This window comes from Pantoea sp. JK (genome assembly GCF_026130245.1).
GTDB lineage: Bacteria > Pseudomonadota > Gammaproteobacteria > Enterobacterales > Enterobacteriaceae > Pantoea > Pantoea trifolii.
Genome location: NZ_JAINFN010000004.1, coordinates 190,822 through 209,180, shown reverse-complemented (window position 1 = coordinate 209,180; position 18,359 = coordinate 190,822). Strand labels below are relative to the sequence as shown.

Genomic DNA, 18,359 nt, shown 5'->3' with positions numbered 1-18,359 from the left:
TTTTGCACAGTTTTATCGGAATGTTCTGTATTGATGCACTTCTTTGAGGCTTGAAGCACCAAAGAAGTGCAATATTGCAACACCTTTCCTACACCTCCTCCCCAATCTGCGCTGTGCTTCACATAACGAAGCGTGATGCAGCGCGCCTATGCTACTGACATTCCCCTTTTTTTATTTATGGCACAGCCTTTGCTTATATCCCTACGTGTCCGCGAAGACTCACTCAATTTCTTATCCGGAGGGGAACGTATGAAGCTGGTTACCGTGGTAATCAAACCATTTAAGCTGGAGGACGTGCGTGAAGCCTTATCCTCTATTGGCATTCAGGGACTGACAGTTACCGAGGTTAAAGGTTTCGGTCGCCAGAAAGGTCACGCAGAGCTTTATCGCGGTGCCGAGTACAGCGTTAACTTCCTGCCTAAAGTAAAAATTGATATCGCTATTGCGGACGACCAACTTGATGAAGTGGTCGATGTCATCAGCAAAGCCGCTTATACCGGCAAAATTGGCGACGGCAAGATTTTCGTCGCAGAACTGCAGCGCGTCATTCGTATTCGTACCGGCGAGACCGACGAAGCAGCACTGTAACTGGGGCTCTGAATTGTGATGGGATGGAAAGAAATGAATAAACTGATAACGAAGTTGGGCCTCACCAGCCTTGCGCTGTTACCTTCTCTGGCGATGGCGGCAGCGCCTGCCGTCGCGGATAAAGCCGATAACGCCTTTATGATGATCTGTACCGCGCTGGTACTGTTTATGTCGATTCCAGGCATTGCGCTGTTCTACGGCGGTTTGATTCGCGGTAAGAACGTGCTGTCGATGCTGACGCAGGTGGCAGTGACCTTCTCGCTGGTGTGCGTGCTGTGGGTGATTTACGGCTACTCGCTGGCGTTCAGTGAGGGCAACTCCTTCTTTGGTAGCTTCCAGTGGGCGATGCTGAAAAATATCGAGCTGAAAGCGGTGATGGGCAGCTTCTATCAGTACATTCACGTTGCGTTCCAGGCTTCCTTCGCCTGTATCACCGTCGGTCTGATTGTCGGTGCGCTGGCTGAACGTATTCGCTTCTCCGCAGTACTGATTTTCGTGGTGGTGTGGCTGACGCTGGCTTATCTGCCAATCGCACACATGGTTTGGGCGGGTGGCTTGCTGGCGCAAGATGGCGCGCTCGACTTCGCGGGCGGCACCGTGGTTCACATCAACGCCGCCGTTGCTGGCCTGGTGGGTGCTTATTTAGTGGGTAAACGTGCTGGTTTCGGCAAAGAAGCCTTCAAACCACACAACCTGCCGATGGTGTTCCTTGGTACCGCGATTCTGTATGTGGGCTGGTTCGGCTTCAACGCCGGTTCTGCTTCCTCCGCTAACGAAATCGCTGCGCTGGCGTTCCTGAATACCGTAGTGGCTACGGCGGGTGCGGTGCTGTCGTGGGTGTTCGGCGAGTGGGCGGTACGTGGTAAACCTTCTCTGCTCGGTGCGTGTTCAGGCTTCATCGCTGGTCTGGTCGCGATTACCCCAGCTTGTGGTTATGTCGGTGTCGGCGGCGCGCTGATTATCGGTCTGGCGGGTGGTTTAGCCGGTCTGTGGGGCGTAACGACCCTGAAGAAATGGCTGCGTGTTGATGACCCATGTGATGTGTTCGGAGTGCACGGCGTGTGTGGCATCCTCGGTTGTATCCTGACCGGCGTTTTCGCCTCCTCTTCACTGGGCGGCGTAGGCTACGCAGAAGGCGTGACCATGGGCCATCAGGTATGGATTCAGCTTTTCAGCGTGGGCGTGACCATCGTCTGGACTGCAGTTGTGGCCTTCATTGGCTTCAAACTGGCAGATATGATTGTTGGCCTGCGTGTTCCGGAAGATCAGGAACGTGAAGGTCTGGATGTGAACAGCCACGGCGAGAACGCTTACAACCAGTAACCGTCGGGCTGAAGAAGAGCAGTGCGCTAAAATTATAAAAAGCAGAAGGGGCGATAATATCGCCCCTTTTTTTATACGTCGCGTTGGCGCATCACGCCTTCCTGCACCGTGGTCGCCACCAGTCTGCCATCCTGGGCATAAAACTCGCCACGCACAAAACCGCGCGCGCCCGAGGCGGAGGTACTCACCACGCTGTACAGCAGCCATTCAGATAAGTCGAACGGGCGATGGAACCACATTGAGTGATCGATGGTGGCAACCTGCATATCGGCTTCGAGGAAGCCTTTACCGTGCGGCTGCAGCGCCACCGGCAGGAAGTTGAGATCCGAGGCATATCCCAAAAGGTATTGATGGATACGACGATCGGCTGGTAACTCGCCGTTTGCACGAATCCACACCTGACGCAGAGGCTCATCAACGTGGCCTTTTAGTGGGTTATGAATCTGTACCGGACGAATATCCAGCGGACGCTCGGCGAGGAATTTTTCTTTCAGTTTGAGTGGCAGATGGGCGGCCAGCTTTTTTGCCAAATCCTGTTCCGATGGCAGATTATCTGGGCCCGGCACCTGCGGCATGCTGTTCTGGTGCTCGAAGCCGCTTTCAGGTGCCTGGAACGAGGCGGTCATGTAGAAGATCGGTTGGCCATTCTGTACCGCGCTGACGCGGCGTGCGCTGAAGCTTTTGCCGTCACGCAGCGTTTCGACATCGTAAATAATGGCTTTTTGGCTATCGCCTGGACGCAGAAAGTAGCTGTGGAAAGAGTGAATGATGCGCTCTTCCGGCACCGTTTGTTTCGCCGCATACAGCGCCTGGCCAACCACCTGACCACCAAACACCTGGCGCAGACCAAGATCTTCGCTCTGACCACGAAACAGGCCTTCTTCCAGTTTTTCCAGATTTAACAAATTAAGCAGGTTGTGCAGTGCCTGACTCATAGCGGATTCCTCAGCGTGACTAATCGCGTCAGTGTGAAAGATCCGACCAGTTTCCGTCAATGATTTTGCCGCTATTTCAGCGGGCTGGCGGAGGGTTTAGGCGCAATGCCGATATTTGTGCCAGAATTAAGGTCATTCGGCGGCTGAAAAGCTAAGCAATGAATTTACCGCCGACAATCATAGTGTTCATAAGGAGACGACATCGATGAAACTCTGGCAAGTTATTAGCGGTATGACCCTGGCTGCGGCAATTACCGGTTGTGCGGACCACAGTAAGCCGGTAGCCACACCTACACTCGGCTCAGCGGTAGCGGGGCAGCAGGCCGCCATTGCGCAGCCTAATGTTAGTGGTTCGGTGTATATCCGCCAGCGCATCGCGCTGCCACCGGATTCCGTGCTAACTGTGACGCTGTCTGATGCATCGCTGGCCGATGCGCCTTCGAAAGTGCTGTCGCAGCGCGTGGTGCGTACGGAAGGGAAACAGTCACCGTTCCAGTTTGTTCTGCCGTTCAATCCAGCTGACATCCAGCCGAACGCGCGCATTCTGTTAAGTGCGGCGATTTCAATTGATGGCAAGCTGGCGTTTATCACCGATACGGTGAAACCGGTGATTAATCAGGGCGGAACAAAAGCCGAACTGCTGTTGGTTCCCGTGACTAACGTCGCGATGCAAACCCAGCCGGGTGCCGCAACAACCGTGCCTTCGACTTCACCTACGCAGGTGACGCCATCGTCTTCGGTGCCGGCACCGACGAGTATGTAACTTCGATTGATGGGACGAGAGAGCGCCGGAAGTCATCATTGTTCCGTAAAGTCGCTGTCTCGTCCCTGATCGCTCGGCACACGCCATCCATGGCGTGTGACGCTTTACTCCACAACGATGACTTCCGGCGTGTTAAGTTCAGTGCGGTTTGTGGCGGGCTTGTGCGCGACATATCGCACCGCTAAATTTCCCAACGATACTTTTCCAGCTCAATCTCGCCAGCATCGCTCACTTCAATGCCTTCCGCTTCCAGCGCATCACGCTGACGAAACAGATCGTTGCCCTGCAGCGAAATCCTGCCGTGACGATTAATAACGCGAAACCAAGGTAACTTACTGCCTTCCGGCAAACGACGTAATACGCCACCTACCTGACGCGCCGCACGTGGCGATCCGGCCAGTTGTGCAACATCACCGTAAGTGGTGACCTTTCCTGGCGGAATGGCTGCGACAATTTGCCACACGCGCTCGGAGAAATTGTTTTGGTCGCTCATATGCGCACCTATTTTCAGCAGGAAAGGGCAAACTTTAGCATGCAGAAGGGTAGACATCAGCGCATTGCTGTGTGCTTGTGCAAGAAACCAACGGTTGTCGGGCCTGCGCTTGCAATTGCCAGGGGCATACTTGATAATGCCTGCGCTCTCGAAATGAGGGCTTGTCAATGGGGGCCCTGTTGGTTCTCCCGCAATGCTAACTTGTGAACTCGGTCAGATCCGGAAGGAAGCAGCCGCAGCAGGCGACGCGTGTGCCGGGATGTAGCTGGCAGGGCCCCCACCATTTGTACCCGCCTACTACTCCACAGAATTTTACGCACAGAGAAATCTGGCAATCCTTTGCCTGTGATTCAATCCTTGATTAATACGATGATGGTGCAGAGCGGCTGTTAGGGGAAAAACTTAGCGGACGAACTTCCAGACAGAAACCGGTACTTTATCGTAAAGCTTATTCATGGTCAGTTCAGCCAGACGATGATCGGCTGCCGAATAGAATACCGCCAGTTCATTATCAGGTAATTCATACTTGTTTTTTTCGATAACCCGTTCAAGGGTATCGATTGAGCGACAGCGGCGCAGTCGCATCAAATAATCTGTTTTGGTTAAGGCTTGGTTGCTCATAAATAAACCGGTCTCAGTCTGGTGCTAAAAGGAATGGCTAGGTTGTTGGAGATAAGCACACTCTTCGGCAAACAGATTAAATAAACGTTTTGCAGAACGCTGCCACCGTTGTAGATCCTGAGTATTGATTCCATAGCTGCTGAACAGCATAAAGGTATCGTCAAGATATTCATCGATTTGCGTAATCAGGGCTTCATCTTCAACGTGCTTAATTTTGTAATTCATCGTGAAAGAAGCGATATGCTCAATCAAATCGTTGAGCTGTAAATTGCTTTCCGAAGTAGGATCATTAACCCAACCATGATGGCTATCAGTCAATGTCGCCATACTTTCGTCGAACAAGTTCTCACACAGGTATTTAAGCTGGGCAATATCATGCCGTTTCGGTGAGTATTCGTCCATCTTTTTCCCCTCCATAGCTAGCATAGTTACCGCAGCGCGGCGAGATTAGGAAAAGCTACCAGGAAGCGATCTTGAATAAAATTGAATTCAGCGACTCCTTAAATGTAATCCACAATCATTAGCTTTGCTCACCTCAATTACCAAATATTACAATTCGTCGGCAGGAGAGGGGCGCTCATTGTCAATCACTTCAAACACCAGCACGCCGGGCTGTACCTGAAACAGCACTTCTTCACGACGCTTAAACGTTTCATTTAAATCCAGGCAAGGATTAAATAAATTCCAGCTGAAATCGTAAAGCATTTTAAATCGATTGTTGTTGGTTGGTTGAATAGAAATAATCTGGAAGCTCTCGGGAACTAATTGCGCGTTTTGAGAATACCACTGTAAATCACCGGCTAATGCCTCGGCTATTTTGAGAATATTCCCCTGGATAATTCTTAGCAACTTTTCGCAATCGTCCTCATCCACAGCAATATCACAATGAATAATAGACGGCATTTTGTATCCAGTAAAAGAATGATGTTTCTATCATTGAGCTTATTGGGTGACATTGCAAGTCGCTAATAAAAAGAAAGAGTAATCGTTGTGATGGGTTTCATAACTCAATCATGGCGAAACGGCGAATTACAGCGGCTATCTTCATGAGCGATCAACTTTTGAAACACTTTTGCGCGGGCGCAACAGAGGAAGAGTCGGGTAGTATAATTGTTATGTTATAACATTAGTTGGTCGTTGAGTATGAAACACAGCGGTTTACTTCTTTCCCTTGGCGGCCGTTTGCTGGTTGCGCTGATGCTGATTGCGTTGTTGGCAGTAGCCTTATGGTGGGGCATGCAAAAATGATGCATTTCAACCGCTTACAAGCAGGTTATCAAGGCCGTGCGGTGACGCCTGTCGTCAATGGTGAGCTGGTAACGGGTAGCATGACCGCGTTAATTGGCGCTAACGGCACCGGCAAATCGACCTTACTGAAAACCATTGCCGGCTTACTGCCGCCCATTTCCGGCCGCTGTGAATTGCAGATCCCGCGCAAAGCGCTGGGCTGGTTACCACAACGCAGTGAACTCGAAACCCGCTTTCCTCTTACTGCGTATGAACTGGTAGCGATGGGCTGCTGGCCACGCAGCGGCTGGTTTGGTGGCATTAATCGCGCCTTACGTCTGGAAATTGATGCCGCGCTGGATGCGGTGCAAATGCGTGAGTTTGCCGATGCGCAGCCAGCCACGTTATCTGGCGGACAACTGCAGCGCGTGCTGTTCGCGCGCTTAATGCTGCAGCGCAGCCAGCTCTGGCTACTGGATGAACCTTTCAACGGCATTGATAGCCAAACCGTCACTTTACTGATGTCGATCCTCGAACAGCAACAGCAGGCGGGCACCACATTATTAGTGGTGCTACACGATCGGCCGCTGGTGGCGCGCTATTTTCAGGATGTGTTATCGCTTGATGACGCTGATTCCGCACAAACGCCAACGTTGCGTAGGGTAGCGTCGTGACATTACTTCAACCCTTTATCGAATTTGGTTTCATGCGCCGTGCGTTGGTGGCCTGCATTGCATTAGCCATTAGCGCCACGCCGCTGGGCGTTTTCCTCTCCCTGCGCCGCATGAGTCTGGTCGGCGATGCGTTATCACATGCTGTGTTACCCGGCGCGGCGATTGGTTATCTGGTGTCGGGATTGTCGCTGGTGGCGATGGGCATCGGCGGCCTGATTGCCGGGTTGGCGGTGGCGCTGCTCTCGGGGGCGGTCAGCCGTTACACGCATCTCAAAGAGGATGCCAGTTTCTCGGGCTTCTACCTCGGCTCTCTCGCACTCGGCGTCACACTGGTATCACTGCGCGGTTCCAGCGTCGATCTACTCCACGTGTTATTTGGATCGCTGCTAGCGGTGGATAACGCGGCAATTCTGTTGGTTGGCGGCATTGCCGCTACGACTCTACTGCTGCTGGCGGTGATCTTCCGTCCGCTGGTGATCGATGCCTTCGATCCCGATTTTCTGCGCGCACAGGGCAAATGGAGCGCACCGCTGGTGCACGGTCTGTTCCTGATGCTGGTGGTGCTTAATCTGGTGGCGGGTTTTCAGGTGCTGGGTACGCTGATGTCGGTGGGATTGATGATGCTGCCGGCCACCAGCGCACGCTTCTGGAGTCGCCATCTGGCTTGCATGCTCGGCATCGCCATGTTGCTGGCGATCGTCTCTGCGTTTATCGGTCTGATTCTTTCGTGGCATTTCTCGCTGCCGGCTGGACCGGCGGTGGTGCTGAGTGCTGCGGTGCTGTTTCTGCTTTCTGTTTTGACAGGACCATGTGGCGGCCTGTTGCGCCGTCGATAACGAAACCAATAAGGGGATATGAATGAAAAAGTTACCGCTGAGTCTGGCGATTGGCGCCATGCTAATTAGCCCACTGTCGCTGGCGAAGAGCGTTGATGTTGTGGCGAGCTTCACCGTGCTGGCGGATATCGTTAAACAGGTCGGTGGCGATCACGTCAACGTGAAATCGCTGGTCGGCCCGAACGGCGATCCGCACACCTTCGAACCGACGCCGCAGGATAGCCAGGCGCTGTCAAAAGCGGATGTGGTGTTTGTCAGCGGTTTGGGCATGGAAGGTTGGATGGATCGCCTGATCAGCGCGTCAGGTTATAAAGGCACCCTCGTCGTGGCCTCGAACGGCGTTAACACGCGCAAGATGGAAGAGGACGGTAAAAGCGTCACCGATCCCCACGCGTGGAACAGCATGCAAAACGGTGTGATCTACGCCACCAATGTGATGAATGCGCTGATCAAAGCCGATCCTCAAGATGCGGCGGATATTCGTAAAAGCGGTGAAAGTTACATTCAGCAGCTGCAGAAGCTGGATAGCTGGGCGAAAACCGCCTTTGCTGAAGTACCGAAGAACAAGCGTAAGGTGCTGACCAGCCACGATGCCTTTGGCTACTTTGGCCAACGTTATGGCGTCAGCTTCCTTGCGCCGGTGGGCTTCTCGACTGAAGCGGAAGCCAGCGCCAGCGATGTGGCTTCGATCATCAAACAGCTGAAGGCCGAGCACATCAAAACTTACTTCATGGAGAATCAAACCGATCCGCGTCTGGTAAAACAGATTGCCAGCGAAACCGGCGCACAGCCGGGCGGGGAACTCTATCCGGAGGCCTTGTCGGAAGCGAATGGCCCGGCAGCGACCTATGTGGCCGCATTCAAACACAATGTGGACGCCATTCTGCATAGCATGAAGTAAAAAAAAGGCCGGGGAGCATCCCGGCCAATTATCACGACACTTTCCTACCTTTTTTTCTTTCTTCCCTGAACCGCCTTAAAGCGCGGGTTGGTTTTGCAAATCACATAGATGCGACCTTTACGACGCACGACTTTGCAATCTTTATGGCGCGTCTTGGCAGAGCGCAATGAACTCAATACCTGCATCTCTTCTCTCCAGCCTTACTTGTTGCGCGACAGGAAGCTGCCAAAACGCTGATTGAAGCGCGCGGTGCTGCCTTCTTTGGCGAAATCTTTCTGCTTGCCGGTATAGAACACGTGAGATTTTGACGAGACATCCAGCGTGACATACGGCAGCACTTCACCTTCAAACTCAATGGTGCGCTCAGTCTTAATCGTGGAGCCGACTTTGAAGTATTCGTTGGCCGAGGTGTCGTGGAACACCACTGGGCGATAAAGGGGATGGATATTCGGTTTCATAGTCACCTCGTTATGTAATGTTATACTATAACAATATTATGAGCCTGAAAATGGCTGATTGCAACCGTGAAAAACACAGGGATTTTGGCGGGGCAGGGAAGCAGCAATAAAAAAGGCCGCATCAGCGGCCTTTTAGGGAAGGGTAGAACTTAGTGTTTGTGCTCTACCGGATGACCTTGTTCCAGGTCACCTTTGTTCTTACTGAAGCGGCGACGTACCACCACGAAGAACACCGGAACGAAGAAGATAGCCAGCGCGGTCGCTGTGACCATCCCGCCCATTACGCCGGTACCTACCGCGTTCTGTGCGCCAGAGCCCGCACCGGTGCTGATCGCCAGCGGCATTACGCCGAGGATAAAGGCGAGCGAGGTCATCAGAATCGGACGCAGACGCATACGGGATGCTTCCAGCGTTGATTCCACCAGCCCTTTGCCTTCCTTCTCCATCAAATCCTTGGCGAATTCGACGATCAGGATGGCGTTCTTCGCCGACAATCCTATGGTGGTCAACAAGCCCACCACAAAGTAGACGTCGTTACTCAAGCCACGCGCCGTGGTGAAGATCAGTGCGCCGACCACACCCAGCGGTACCACCAACATCACTGAGAACGGAATCGACCAGCTCTCATACAGCGCGGCCAGACACAGGAACACCACAATCAGCGAGATAGCGTACAGCGCCGGTGCCTGGTTACCTGACAAGCGTTCCTGATAGGACATGCCGGTCCAGTCGTAACCGATACCCGCAGGCAGTTTTCCAGCCAGCTCCTCCATCAGGTTCATGGCATCACCGGAGCTCTTGCCTGGTGCTGCCTGGCCGAGAATCTCCATTGATGGCAAGCCGTTGTAACGCTCCAGACGTGGTGAACCGTACTGCCACTTCGCCGAAGAGAAGGCGGAGAACGGAACCATGGTGCCGCCGCTGTTGCGCACGAACCACTTACTGATATCGTCCGGCAACATACGTGAATCGGCCTGGCCCATTACGTACACCTTCTTCACGCGACCGCGGTCGATGAAGTCGTTGACGTAAGAACCGCCCCATGCGGCGCCCAGCGTGGTGTTAATGTCTGACAGCGACACACCCAGCGCCTGCGCTTTTTCCTGATCGATAATCAGTTTGTACTGCGGCGTATCTTCCATACCGTTTGGACGCACGCCCACCAGCGTATCCGGATGCTGGGCAATCATGCCAAACAGCTGGTTACGCGCGGCGGTCAGCTTTTCGTGACCCAGGTTGCCCTGATCGGTCAGCATGAAGTCGAAGCCGGTGGCGTTACCCAGTTCGATAATCGCTGGCAGGTTGAACGGGAACACCATCGCATCTTTGATTTGACCGAGCGCCTGCATGGCACGACCGGCAATCGCAGGGACTTTCAGGCTGGCATCGCCACGCTCATCCCACGGCTTGAGGCTGACGAACGCGATACCGGTGTTCTGTCCACGACCGGCAAAGCCGAAGCCGTTGACGGTAAACACCGAATTCACGCTGTCTTTCTCTTTAGTCAGGAAGTAATCCGTCACCTGATCCAGCACTTTCTGGGTACGTTCCTGGGTAGCACCAGCCGGCAGCTGCGCCTGCGCCAGTAACAGACCCTGATCCTCTTCCGGCAGGAATGAGGTCGGCAGTTTCAGGAACAGATACGCCATGCCGACCACGATCACCAGATAAATCAGCAGGTAACGACCGGTGCTGCGCACGATATGGCCCACACTATCAACATAGTGGTTGGTGCTCTTATCGAACACGCGGTTAAACCAACCAAAGAAACCGGTGGTTTTACCGTGAGCGCCTTTAGGAACAGGTTTCAGCAAGGTGGCACAAAGCGCTGGAGTCAGAATCAACGCCACCAGCACCGACAGCGCCATCGCGGAAACGATGGTGATCGAGAACTGGCGATAGATGACACCGGTTGAACCGCCGAAGAATGCCATCGGGATAAATACCGCAGACAGCACCAACGCGATACCGACCAACGCGCCCTGGATCTGCTCCATCGAACGTTTGGTGGCCTCTTTCGGCGGCAAGCCTTCTTCCGCCATCACACGCTCAACGTTCTCGACCACCACGATGGCGTCATCCACCAGCAGGCCGATGGCGAGCACCATCCCGAACATCGTCAGGGTGTTTATCGAGTAGCCAAAGGCACTGATGATCGCAAAGGTTCCGAGTAAAACTACCGGCACGGCAATGGTAGGAATCAGCGTTGCGCGGAAGTTTTGCAGGAACAGATACATCACCAGGAACACCAGCACGATCGCTTCAAACAGCGTTTTCACCACTTCGAAAATCGAAATTTTCACGAACGGCGTGGTGTCGTACGGATAAACCGTTTTCATGCCTGACGGGAAGAACGGTTGCAGTTTTGCCAGCTCAGCTTTTACCGCATCGGCGGTATCCAGCGCGTTAGCGCCCGTTGCCAGTTTGATACCGATACCAGAAGCGGGCTTGCCATTATAACGCGCGATGATCTCGTAGTTTTCACCACCGAGTTCAATCTTCGCCACGTCACGCAGGCGCACCTGAGAACCATCCTGATTCACTTTCAACAAGATCTTACCGAACTCATCTGTTGAAGTCAGACGGGTTTGCGCAATGATCGAGGCATTAAGTTGTTGACCGGGCACAGGTGGCGTACCACCCAGTTGGCCAGCAGCAATTTGGGTGTTCTGAACTTTCAACGCGCTGATGACATCTACTGGCGTCAGTGAATAGTTATTCAGCTTGTGCGGGTCCAGCCAGATACGCATGGCATATTGCGCACCAAACACCTGTGTATCACCCACGCCCGGCATACGGCTGACCGGATCTTTGATGTTAGAGGCAACATAGTCAGAAATATCATTCTGCGTCATGGTGCCGTCATCGCTGACGAAACCCGCCACCATCAGGAAGCTACTGGAAGATTTCTTAACCTGAATCCCCTGTTGCTGCACTTCTTGTGGCAGTAACGGCGTGGCCAGCTGCAGTTTGTTCTGCACCTGAACCTGCGCGATATCTGCGTCAGTACCGGATTGGAAGGTCAGTGTCAGCGTCAATGTGCCCGACGAATCACTGCTCGATGACATATACATCAGGCCATCGATACCGTTCATGTTTTGCTCGATGACCTGCGTCACCGAATCTTGCAGCGTTTTCGCATCAGCACCCGGATAGGTCGCCTGGATCTCAACCGCCGGCGGCGCAACATTGGGATATTGCTCAATCGGCAGGCTGATAATCGATAGCACACCAACCAACATGATGATGATGGCGAGCACCCACGCAAAAATGGGGCGATCAATAAAGAACTTAGCCATGTATCAGTGGCTCCTGTTATGACGATGATTTAGCAGACGGTGATTCTGGTGCAGCTTTGGCATCATCGGAGACTTCTTGTGGCGTCACCTGCGCACCCGGTTTGGCGCGCTGGATACCGGTGGTGATCACCCGATCGCCTGCTTTAAGACCTTCCGTTACCAGCCATTTGTCACCAAATGCCTGATTAGCGGTAATATTGCGAGATTCCACTTTATTATCCGCGCCTACGACCATCGCCGTTGCCTGACCGGTTGGGGTACGCGTTACGCCCTGTTGCGGTACCAGCAATGCGGTTGGATTGGTGCCTTCATCCAGACGTGCGCGCACAAACATACCTGGCAGCAGGCGATTGTCCGGATTCGGGAAGATGGCACGCAGCGTGATTGAACCGGTGGTTTCATCCACGCTCACATCAGAGAATTCCAATGTGCCTGTTTGCGGGTATGCGTTACCGTTTTGCATTAGCAGGGTGACGTTGGCCTTACCGTCGTTCTGTTTCAGCTGACCGGATTCCAGTTCTGCGCGCAAACGCAGGAATTCATCACTGGATTGGGTCACGTCGACATACATAGGATCGAGCTGTTGCACGGTGGCCAGCGCGGTAGTTTGCCCATTTGAAACCAGCGCACCTTCGGTGACTGACGATTTACCAATACGACCGCTGATGGGCGAGGTCACTTTGGTATAAGCCAGATTGATGCGCGCGGTTTCGACGTTGGCACGCGCAGCCTGAGCGGCTGCAGCCGTTTGGGCTGCTGTGCCTGCGGCGGTGTCGTAGTCCTGCTGACTGATGTACTTAGTACCCAGCAGCGGCTTGTAGCGCGTGATGGTTAACTGCGCCACACGAGCATTTGCTTCAGCCTGGGCTAAATCCGCTTTAGCACTGTCGTAGGCCGCCTGATAGGTGGCAGGATCGATCTGATACAGCGACTGACCGGCTTTTACATCACTACCTTCAACAAAATTACGTTTGAGAATAATCCCTGACACCTGAGGGCGAACTTCCGCAACGCGGAAAGCCGAGGTACGGCCCGGCAGCTCAGTGGTAATTTGCAATGGTTCGTTTTTTAACGTCACAACACCCACTTCTGGGGGCTGCTGCTGGGCGGCTTGCTGGGATTTATTATCATCACATCCTGTTAACAAAAAGCTGCCTGAAAGCATCAGGACGGCCGCCAGAGGCGCTAATCCTCTGTTTTTATTCATAAATAAACCTCTAGTGTCCGATATCAAATGATCAATGGATCACAAACCGATAAACCCATTGCTGCGTTAAAACACGGGTCGTGCTATGGTACATACATTCACAAATGTATGTAAACTTACAAGTTTGTAAAAAAAGCCCAGCATGGCACGAAAAACCAAAGCGCAAGCTCTTGAAACACGGCATCAAATTCTTGACGCCGCATTAGCACACTTTTCCGAACATGGTGTGGCCGCCACGTCTCTGGCGGATATCGCAACAGCGGCCGGCGTCACGCGCGGGGCTATCTACTGGCATTTCAAAAACAAAGCCGATCTCTTGCATGAAATCTGGCTGCGTTGTGACGCTGGGCTGGACGATGTGGAACTTGAGTATCAGACAAAATACCCGGGTGATCCACTTTCTGTTGTACGTTCAATGTTGATCTATATCCTTGACGCCACAGCAAAGGATCCGCAAAGACGCGCATTAATGGAGATTATCTTCCACAAGTGTGAATTTGTTGGCGAAATGTCGACGTTACAGGATATGCGCCAAAGCTTACTGCTGGAGTGTTACGACCGCATTGAAGTGGTGTTGAAAGAGTGTATTGAGGTCGGTCAGCTGCCCAGCAACATCAACACGCGCCAGTCTGCACACCTGATGTGCGGCTACATCAACGGCATGATGGAAAACTGGCTATTCAATCCGCAGGCTTATGATTTGGCTGCCGATGCGCCGCAGCTGGTGGATGCATTTTTGGATATGTTGCGCCTTAGTCCAACACTTACCACCGGGCCACGTTAAGCAGCATCTTCCGCCGCTTTCTTATGTTGATAATCCCGCTGAACAATTGCCAGCGCGGCCAGCACGGTGGCGGTGGGAACATTATTCTCTTCAAGCAGTTGAATCAGATCGACGGCAAGCTTGATTTCGTCGGGTGCGCTGTCCAGTGACATGGTTTCTCCTAAATACGTAATTTCGCCGCGACCAGCAGCATTAACAGTGCGCCCAGTAGCGCGCTGGCGAAACCGGCTGGATGTAAGGCGGCAAGATCGCCGGTGGTGAAGTAGGTGGCGATATAGCCGCCAATCAGCGCGCCAATCACCGCCAACACCAGCGTAGGCACAAAACCTCCCGGACGACCGGGAAAAATCACTCGCTTAAGCCAGCCTGCCGCTAAACCCATTACAATCCAAAAAACCAGCGTCATGATTTTTCTCCTTTTTTTCACCGCTATGAGTATAGAGGAAAAAGCGCCGCGTTTAGCGTGGCATAGCCGGCAACTCCAGTTTGTAGATAGCGGCGCGGCAGCGTGCCAGGCGCTCCTGCAATTGATCAACTTCACGAATTAGCTGCTGCTGAACGCTGAGGGTTTCGGCGCGCGCCAGATGCAGCTCGCGCTCTTGAATCATCGCCAGTAAGCGCTTTTCGTAGCCTTGATACTCTTCACGTTTGGTCTGGCGTGCATCGACGCGTGGCCGCTCGCGCTTCACCCGCAGCTGTTGGCTTTGGCATTCGCGTTGCAGCGCGGCAATCTGATCCAGCACTTTCTCCGCCAGCCATTGACGCCGTGCCACATCGGTATCGGCTGCGGTTAACTGCGTAATATTGCCTTCCAGTTCGCGCAGATAATCCGCCAGACGCGTGCCGCTAGTGCGAAACAGTTGGGAATCAAAGCGCGGCTGACGACAGGCACCATCCGGCTGTTGCGCAATCTGCTGGCGCAGTAGATCTAACATGGCGTGGAGACGCTGCTGTGCGGGCGGTTGGGGCATCACTCTGTTTCCGACTGTGTTAACGTAACGCTGTTTTGACTCATTCAGGCATCAGGCATGCAGCGCATTTTACTACTGAGCCTTGGCTGGCTGGCGATTGTGCTAGGCACGCTGGGCATTGTATTACCTTTATTACCCACGACGCCATTTGTGTTGCTGGCGGCCTGGTGTTTTGCCCGCTCGTCGCCGCGTTTCCACCATTGGCTGCTGTGGAAATCGCCGTTTGGCCGCTACATTCGTCACTGGCAGCAGCATCGTGCCATGCCGCCCGGTGCCAAAACTCGCGCCATGTTGCTGATTGTGATTACCTTTTCGGTCTCGATTTATCTGGTGAACCTGCTGTGGGTGCGCATTCTGTTAGGCGTGATGCTGTGCATGCTGCTGCTTTTCATGTGGCGCATTCCGGTCGTCGCCGAGGATATCAGCCCGCCACAACAGTAGCGTGAGGGTTGCATTTAGCCGGGTATTTGCATAGATTTGGGCATCTTCGTGCGTGGCTTCCCTTATAAACGACTTCGCTCAACCCGGTTTCCGGGGTTTGGCGCTAGAGAAGCTGCGCGTATTAGATATTTTCTCCAGGCGTAACATTTATGACCGCAACTGCGCAGCAGCTTGAACTCATCAAAAACAGCATTAAAAGCATTCCTGACTATCCGAAGCCGGGCATTCTGTTCCGTGACGTGACCAGTCTGATGGAAGATCCGCAGGCGTATGCCGCGTCGATCGCCATTTTGGTTGAGCGTTATCGTAACAAAGGCATCACCAAGGTGGTGGGAACGGAAGCGCGTGGCTTCCTGTTTGGCGCGCCGGTGGCGCTGGGTTTGGGCGTGGGTTTTGTGCCGGTGCGTAAGCCAGGCAAACTGCCGCGTGAAACCTTCAGCGAAAGCTATGAGCTGGAGTACGGCACCGATGCGCTGGAACTGCACAAAGATGCTATTAAGCCAGGCGATGTGGTGCTGGTGGTGGACGATCTGCTGGCAACCGGCGGCACGCTGGAAGCAACGGTGAAACTGATCCGCCGCGCCGGTGGTGAAGTGAAAGACGCCGCATTCGTGATTAATCTGTTTGACCTGACCGGCGAAGCCCGCCTGACCGCCATGGGCGTCGAGTGCTTCAGCCTGGTGAATTTCCCCGGCCACTAAGGCCTGCGCGCTCCGCTGTACGGCGGGGCGCCACCTCTGCAAAGTTAGTGGTTGCTGATCCGCTGGTGGCTGTTAAACTACTGCCAAAATAAACAGGGTTTGCGAAGCTGCATTTTCTCCCTTCTCCCTAAATTCCAGTGATTGAATCCACATGAGCTATCAGGTACTTGCGCGAAAATGGCGTCCCCAGGCCTTCGCTGACGTAGTCGGTCAGGAACATGTGCTGACTGCGCTGGCCAACGGGTTGTCACTGGGACGAATCCATCATGCTTATCTCTTTTCTGGCACCCGCGGCGTGGGGAAAACCTCGATCGCCCGTCTGCTGGCGAAGGGCCTTAACTGTGAAACCGGCATCACCTCAACGCCGTGCGGACAATGCGACAACTGCCGCGAAATCGAGCAGGGCCGTTTTGTCGATCTGATTGAGATCGATGCCGCCTCACGCACCAAAGTTGAAGACACGCGCGATCTGCTCGATAACGTGCAGTACGCGCCGGCGCGCGGTCGCTTCAAGGTCTATCTGATCGATGAAGTGCACATGCTGTCGCGCCACAGCTTCAACGCGCTGCTGAAAACGCTGGAAGAGCCGCCATCGCACGTTAAATTCCTATTGGCGACCACCGATCCGCAGAAGCTGCCGGTGACGATTCTGTCACGTTGCCTGCAATTCCATCTCAAGGCGCTCGACGTTGAGCAAATCCAGCAGCAGCTGGCGCATGTGTTGCAGCTGGAGCAGATTGCTGCCGAACCGCGTGCGCTGCATCTGTTGGCGCGCGCCGCTGACGGCAGTATGCGCGATGCGCTCAGCCTGACCGACCAGGCGATAGCCATGGGGCAGGGCAGCGTAACGCGTGACACCGTGGCACAAATGCTCGGCACGCTCGACGACGAACAGCCATTGGCGCTGATCGAAGCGCTGGTGGATGGCCAGGGCGAACAGGTAATGGCGCTGCTGAATCAGGCCGCGTCGCGCGGGGTGGAGTGGGAAGCGCTGTTGGTCGAGATGCTGCGTTTGCTGCACCGCATTGCGATGGTGCAGCTGTTACCGAGCTCGCTCAGCGAGGACGATCTTAGCCAGGCCGATCGCCTGCGCGAGTTAGCGCGCGTGATGCCACCGGCTGACGTACAACTCTATTACCAAACGCTGTTGATGGGACGTAAAGATCTGCCGCTGGCACCGGATCGGCGCTTAGGCGTGGAGATGACGCTGCTGCGTGCGCTGGCGTTCCATCCGCAGGCGACGATTGCCGAGCCGGTGGCGCGTCCCACCTTGACGCCACAAGCTGCTCCGCAGGTTGCTGCACCACAAGCCGCACCAAAAGCCGCGCCCGCACCGGCTGCGCAGCCGCAGATGGCCCCGCCGAACCATGACGCGCCGCCAATGTCGGATGATTATCCAGACATGCAGCCTGCGCCCGATCCGTTACCCGACGCCACCAGCCAGTTGTTACAGGCGCGAACGCAGTTGCTGCGTCAGGGAGCCGGCAAAGCAAAAAAGAGTGAGCCGGCAGCGCGTTCCGCGCGGCCGGCGAATCCGGCGCTGGAACGATTCGCTAGCGTCACTGAACGTGTGCAACAACGTGCATCTGATCCCACGGTAAAAGCCCCGGCCAAACCGGAAGCCTATCGCTGGAAAACGCAGTTGCCGGTTGAGGTTAAAGCGGAGCCGGTGGCGACGCCAAAAGCCTTGCGTTCGGCACTTGAGCATGAGAAAACGCCAGAGCTGGCGCTGCGTCTGGCGGAAGAAGCCCAGCAGCGCGATGCGTGGGCCGCTGAAATCGCCGCGCTGACGCTGCCGAAACTGGTGCAGCAAGTGGCGCTCAACGCGTGGAAAGAGGTGGGCACAAATGGTATTACGCTGCATCTGCGTAGCAGCCAGCGCCATCTGAATTCTGCGTCGGCAAAGCAAGCGCTGGCAGACGCGCTGAGTCAGTCTGCCGGTCAGCCGGTTGAATTGACCATTATTGAAGACGATAATCCCACGGTATTGACGCCACTGGAGTGGCGTCAGGCCATTTATGAAGAAAAGCTGTCGCAGGCGCGGCAGTCGATCAGTAGCGATACCCATATTCAGACATTGCGTCGATTCTTCGATGCCGATTTGGATGAAGAGAGTATTCGACCGGTGTGAACATGC

22 protein-coding genes, 1 other RNA gene and 1 other annotated feature are annotated in these 18,359 nt (G+C 54.2%); of the genes, 11 read left to right on the top strand and 12 right to left on the bottom strand.

Annotated features, from left to right (window positions below; genetic code table 11):
- Positions 1 to 249 precede the first annotated feature (249 nt).
- Together glnK and amtB are read left to right on the top strand one after the other, a co-directional pair.
- Positions 250 to 588 (top strand): P-II family nitrogen regulator, encoded by a 339-nt coding sequence (glnK, locus tag PanJK_RS11420; RefSeq protein WP_007886947.1) that lies wholly within the window; start codon positions 250 to 252, stop codon positions 586 to 588.
- Positions 589 to 621: 33 nt separating this feature from the next.
- Positions 622 to 1,911, top strand: a complete 1,290-nt coding sequence (amtB, locus tag PanJK_RS11415; protein ID WP_008103907.1) for an ammonium transporter AmtB — start codon at positions 622 to 624, stop codon at positions 1,909 to 1,911.
- 71 nt (positions 1,912 to 1,982) lie between these two features.
- Here amtB and tesB read toward each other — a convergent pair whose 3' ends face one another.
- Positions 1,983 to 2,846 carry an acyl-CoA thioesterase II gene (gene tesB / locus PanJK_RS11410; protein WP_265299727.1) on the bottom strand — a complete coding sequence of 288 codons (864 nt, stop codon included), beginning with the start codon at positions 2,844 to 2,846 and terminating at the stop codon, positions 1,983 to 1,985.
- Positions 2,847 to 3,051: 205 nt separating this feature from the next.
- Between tesB and PanJK_RS11405 the strand changes: the two genes are divergently transcribed.
- On the top strand, positions 3,052 to 3,609 hold the full coding sequence (locus PanJK_RS11405; protein WP_256695812.1) for a YbaY family lipoprotein: 558 nt from the start codon (positions 3,052 to 3,054) through the stop codon (positions 3,607 to 3,609).
- A gap of 181 nt (positions 3,610 to 3,790) precedes the next feature.
- Here the strand turns inward: PanJK_RS11405 and PanJK_RS11400 are convergent, their stop codons facing one another.
- Positions 3,791 to 4,102: an MGMT family protein gene (locus PanJK_RS11400; protein ID WP_256695813.1), complete on the bottom strand. Its 312-nt coding sequence runs from the start codon at positions 4,100 to 4,102 to the stop codon at positions 3,791 to 3,793.
- Between the two features lie 177 nt (positions 4,103 to 4,279).
- Between PanJK_RS11400 and ffs the strand changes: the two genes are divergently transcribed.
- Positions 4,280 to 4,376, top strand: an RNA gene (ffs, locus tag PanJK_RS11395) — signal recognition particle sRNA small type.
- A 128-nt stretch (positions 4,377 to 4,504) separates the two neighbouring features.
- Here ffs and PanJK_RS11390 read toward each other — a convergent pair.
- The 3 genes from PanJK_RS11390 to PanJK_RS11380 all read right to left on the bottom strand — a co-directional run bounded on the left by PanJK_RS11390 (position 4,505) and on the right by PanJK_RS11380 (position 5,626).
- Positions 4,505 to 4,723 (bottom strand): HHA domain-containing protein, encoded by a 219-nt coding sequence (locus tag PanJK_RS11390; RefSeq protein ID WP_007886938.1) that lies wholly within the window; start codon positions 4,721 to 4,723, stop codon positions 4,505 to 4,507.
- Between the two features lie 24 nt (positions 4,724 to 4,747).
- Entirely contained in the window at positions 4,748 to 5,125 is a 378-nt protein-coding gene (gene tomB, locus PanJK_RS11385) for an Hha toxicity modulator TomB (RefSeq protein ID WP_007886936.1), read from the bottom strand.
- A gap of 147 nt (positions 5,126 to 5,272) precedes the next feature.
- Entirely contained in the window at positions 5,273 to 5,626 is a 354-nt protein-coding gene (locus PanJK_RS11380) for a hypothetical protein (RefSeq protein WP_256695814.1), read from the bottom strand.
- Between the two features lie 341 nt (positions 5,627 to 5,967).
- Between PanJK_RS11380 and PanJK_RS11375 the strand changes: the two genes are divergently transcribed.
- From PanJK_RS11375 to PanJK_RS11365, 3 genes are read left to right on the top strand one after another with little or no spacing between them, the layout of a single operon-like run.
- Positions 5,968 to 6,624, top strand: coding sequence for a metal ABC transporter ATP-binding protein (locus tag PanJK_RS11375; RefSeq protein WP_265299721.1), 657 nt, complete (start codon positions 5,968 to 5,970; stop codon positions 6,622 to 6,624).
- A complete protein-coding gene (locus PanJK_RS11370) occupies positions 6,621 to 7,460 on the top strand; it encodes a metal ABC transporter permease (RefSeq protein WP_265299719.1) in 840 nt (279 codons plus the stop codon). Before PanJK_RS11375 ends, PanJK_RS11370 begins: the two co-directional genes overlap by 4 nt.
- A 22-nt stretch (positions 7,461 to 7,482) precedes the next feature.
- Positions 7,483 to 8,361, top strand: coding sequence for a metal ABC transporter substrate-binding protein (locus PanJK_RS11365; protein ID WP_265299715.1), 879 nt, complete (start codon positions 7,483 to 7,485; stop codon positions 8,359 to 8,361).
- A gap of 44 nt (positions 8,362 to 8,405) precedes the next feature.
- Here PanJK_RS11365 and ykgO read toward each other — a convergent pair whose 3' ends face one another.
- The 4 genes from ykgO to PanJK_RS11345 form a co-directional block, all read right to left on the bottom strand.
- Positions 8,406 to 8,546 carry a type B 50S ribosomal protein L36 gene (ykgO, locus tag PanJK_RS11360; RefSeq protein WP_008103894.1) on the bottom strand — a complete coding sequence of 47 codons (141 nt, stop codon included), beginning with the start codon at positions 8,544 to 8,546 and terminating at the stop codon, positions 8,406 to 8,408.
- A 15-nt stretch (positions 8,547 to 8,561) separates the two neighbouring features.
- The gene (locus PanJK_RS11355) at positions 8,562 to 8,819 is read right to left on the bottom strand and encodes a type B 50S ribosomal protein L31 (protein ID WP_008103892.1); all 258 of its coding nucleotides are present in this window, start codon (positions 8,817 to 8,819) and stop codon (positions 8,562 to 8,564) included.
- Positions 8,820 to 8,968: 149 nt separating this feature from the next.
- Positions 8,969 to 12,118 (bottom strand): efflux RND transporter permease subunit, encoded by a 3,150-nt coding sequence (locus tag PanJK_RS11350; RefSeq protein WP_265299713.1) that lies wholly within the window; start codon positions 12,116 to 12,118, stop codon positions 8,969 to 8,971.
- Between the two features lie 16 nt (positions 12,119 to 12,134).
- Positions 12,135 to 13,325, bottom strand: coding sequence for an efflux RND transporter periplasmic adaptor subunit (locus PanJK_RS11345; protein WP_008103889.1), 1,191 nt, complete (start codon positions 13,323 to 13,325; stop codon positions 12,135 to 12,137).
- Between the two features lie 142 nt (positions 13,326 to 13,467).
- Between PanJK_RS11345 and acrR the strand changes: the two genes are divergently transcribed.
- Positions 13,468 to 14,109, top strand: coding sequence for a multidrug efflux transporter transcriptional repressor AcrR (gene acrR / locus PanJK_RS11340; protein ID WP_265299710.1), 642 nt, complete (start codon positions 13,468 to 13,470; stop codon positions 14,107 to 14,109).
- Here acrR and rsmS read toward each other — a convergent pair.
- The 3 genes from rsmS to priC are packed head-to-tail and all read right to left on the bottom strand — an operon-like array spanning position 14,106 to position 15,080.
- On the bottom strand, positions 14,106 to 14,261 hold the full coding sequence (rsmS, locus tag PanJK_RS11335) for a pleiotropic regulatory protein RsmS (RefSeq protein ID WP_265299708.1): 156 nt from the start codon (positions 14,259 to 14,261) through the stop codon (positions 14,106 to 14,108). The two genes, acrR and rsmS, sit on opposite strands and share 4 nt — an antisense overlap.
- An 8-nt stretch (positions 14,262 to 14,269) precedes the next feature.
- The gene (locus PanJK_RS11330; RefSeq protein ID WP_265299705.1) at positions 14,270 to 14,515 is read right to left on the bottom strand and encodes a GlsB/YeaQ/YmgE family stress response membrane protein; all 246 of its coding nucleotides are present in this window, start codon (positions 14,513 to 14,515) and stop codon (positions 14,270 to 14,272) included.
- Between the two features lie 52 nt (positions 14,516 to 14,567).
- Complete coding sequence (gene priC, locus PanJK_RS11325; RefSeq protein ID WP_265299703.1) at positions 14,568 to 15,080, bottom strand: primosomal replication protein; 513 nt, start codon at positions 15,078 to 15,080, stop codon at positions 14,568 to 14,570.
- A gap of 57 nt (positions 15,081 to 15,137) precedes the next feature.
- Between priC and PanJK_RS11320 the strand changes: the two genes are divergently transcribed.
- The 3 genes from PanJK_RS11320 to dnaX all read left to right on the top strand — a co-directional run bounded on the left by PanJK_RS11320 (position 15,138) and on the right by dnaX (position 18,353).
- Entirely contained in the window at positions 15,138 to 15,521 is a 384-nt protein-coding gene (locus PanJK_RS11320) for a DUF454 family protein (RefSeq protein ID WP_265299701.1), read from the top strand.
- A 149-nt stretch (positions 15,522 to 15,670) separates the two neighbouring features.
- Positions 15,671 to 16,222 (top strand): adenine phosphoribosyltransferase, encoded by a 552-nt coding sequence (apt, locus tag PanJK_RS11315; RefSeq protein WP_008103878.1) that lies wholly within the window; start codon positions 15,671 to 15,673, stop codon positions 16,220 to 16,222.
- A 151-nt stretch (positions 16,223 to 16,373) separates the two neighbouring features.
- Positions 16,374 to 18,353, top strand: coding sequence for a DNA polymerase III subunit gamma/tau (gene dnaX / locus PanJK_RS11310; protein ID WP_265299699.1), 1,980 nt, complete (start codon positions 16,374 to 16,376; stop codon positions 18,351 to 18,353).
- Positions 17,695 to 17,756: a sequence feature (DnaX frameshifting element), on the top strand. (Overlaps the previous gene by 62 nt.)
- Positions 18,354 to 18,359: the final 6 nt, after the last annotated feature.

Bases quoted from the DNA above. Each gene is read 5' to 3' on its own strand.
- PanJK_RS11380 (WP_256695814.1), bottom strand. From the start codon at position 5,626: ATGCCGTCTATTATTCATTGTGATATTGCTGTGGATGAGGACGATTGC.
- amtB (WP_008103907.1), top strand. From the start codon at position 622: ATGAATAAACTGATAACGAAGTTGGGCCTCACCAGCCTTGCGCTGTTA.
- glnK (WP_007886947.1), top strand. From the start codon at position 250: ATGAAGCTGGTTACCGTGGTAATCAAACCATTTAAGCTGGAGGACGTG.
- PanJK_RS11375 (WP_265299721.1), top strand. From the start codon at position 5,968: ATGATGCATTTCAACCGCTTACAAGCAGGTTATCAAGGCCGTGCGGTG.
- priC (WP_265299703.1), bottom strand. From the start codon at position 15,080: ATGCCCCAACCGCCCGCACAGCAGCGTCTCCACGCCATGTTAGATCTA.
- rsmS (WP_265299708.1), bottom strand. From the start codon at position 14,261: ATGTCACTGGACAGCGCACCCGACGAAATCAAGCTTGCCGTCGATCTG.
- PanJK_RS11355 (WP_008103892.1), bottom strand. From the start codon at position 8,819: ATGAAACCGAATATCCATCCCCTTTATCGCCCAGTGGTGTTCCACGAC.
- tesB (WP_265299727.1), bottom strand. From the start codon at position 2,846: ATGAGTCAGGCACTGCACAACCTGCTTAATTTGTTAAATCTGGAAAAA.
- acrR (WP_265299710.1), top strand. From the start codon at position 13,468: ATGGCACGAAAAACCAAAGCGCAAGCTCTTGAAACACGGCATCAAATT.
- tomB (WP_007886936.1), bottom strand. From the start codon at position 5,125: ATGGACGAATACTCACCGAAACGGCATGATATTGCCCAGCTTAAATAC.
- PanJK_RS11390 (WP_007886938.1), bottom strand. From the start codon at position 4,723: ATGAGCAACCAAGCCTTAACCAAAACAGATTATTTGATGCGACTGCGC.
- PanJK_RS11320 (WP_265299701.1), top strand. From the start codon at position 15,138: ATGCAGCGCATTTTACTACTGAGCCTTGGCTGGCTGGCGATTGTGCTA.
- PanJK_RS11350 (WP_265299713.1), bottom strand. From the start codon at position 12,118: ATGGCTAAGTTCTTTATTGATCGCCCCATTTTTGCGTGGGTGCTCGCC.
- PanJK_RS11365 (WP_265299715.1), top strand. From the start codon at position 7,483: ATGAAAAAGTTACCGCTGAGTCTGGCGATTGGCGCCATGCTAATTAGC.
- PanJK_RS11330 (WP_265299705.1), bottom strand. From the start codon at position 14,515: ATGACGCTGGTTTTTTGGATTGTAATGGGTTTAGCGGCAGGCTGGCTT.
- dnaX (WP_265299699.1), top strand. From the start codon at position 16,374: ATGAGCTATCAGGTACTTGCGCGAAAATGGCGTCCCCAGGCCTTCGCT.
- PanJK_RS11400 (WP_256695813.1), bottom strand. From the start codon at position 4,102: ATGAGCGACCAAAACAATTTCTCCGAGCGCGTGTGGCAAATTGTCGCA.
- PanJK_RS11345 (WP_008103889.1), bottom strand. From the start codon at position 13,325: ATGAATAAAAACAGAGGATTAGCGCCTCTGGCGGCCGTCCTGATGCTT.
- ykgO (WP_008103894.1), bottom strand. From the start codon at position 8,546: ATGCAGGTATTGAGTTCATTGCGCTCTGCCAAGACGCGCCATAAAGAT.
- PanJK_RS11405 (WP_256695812.1), top strand. From the start codon at position 3,052: ATGAAACTCTGGCAAGTTATTAGCGGTATGACCCTGGCTGCGGCAATT.
- apt (WP_008103878.1), top strand. From the start codon at position 15,671: ATGACCGCAACTGCGCAGCAGCTTGAACTCATCAAAAACAGCATTAAA.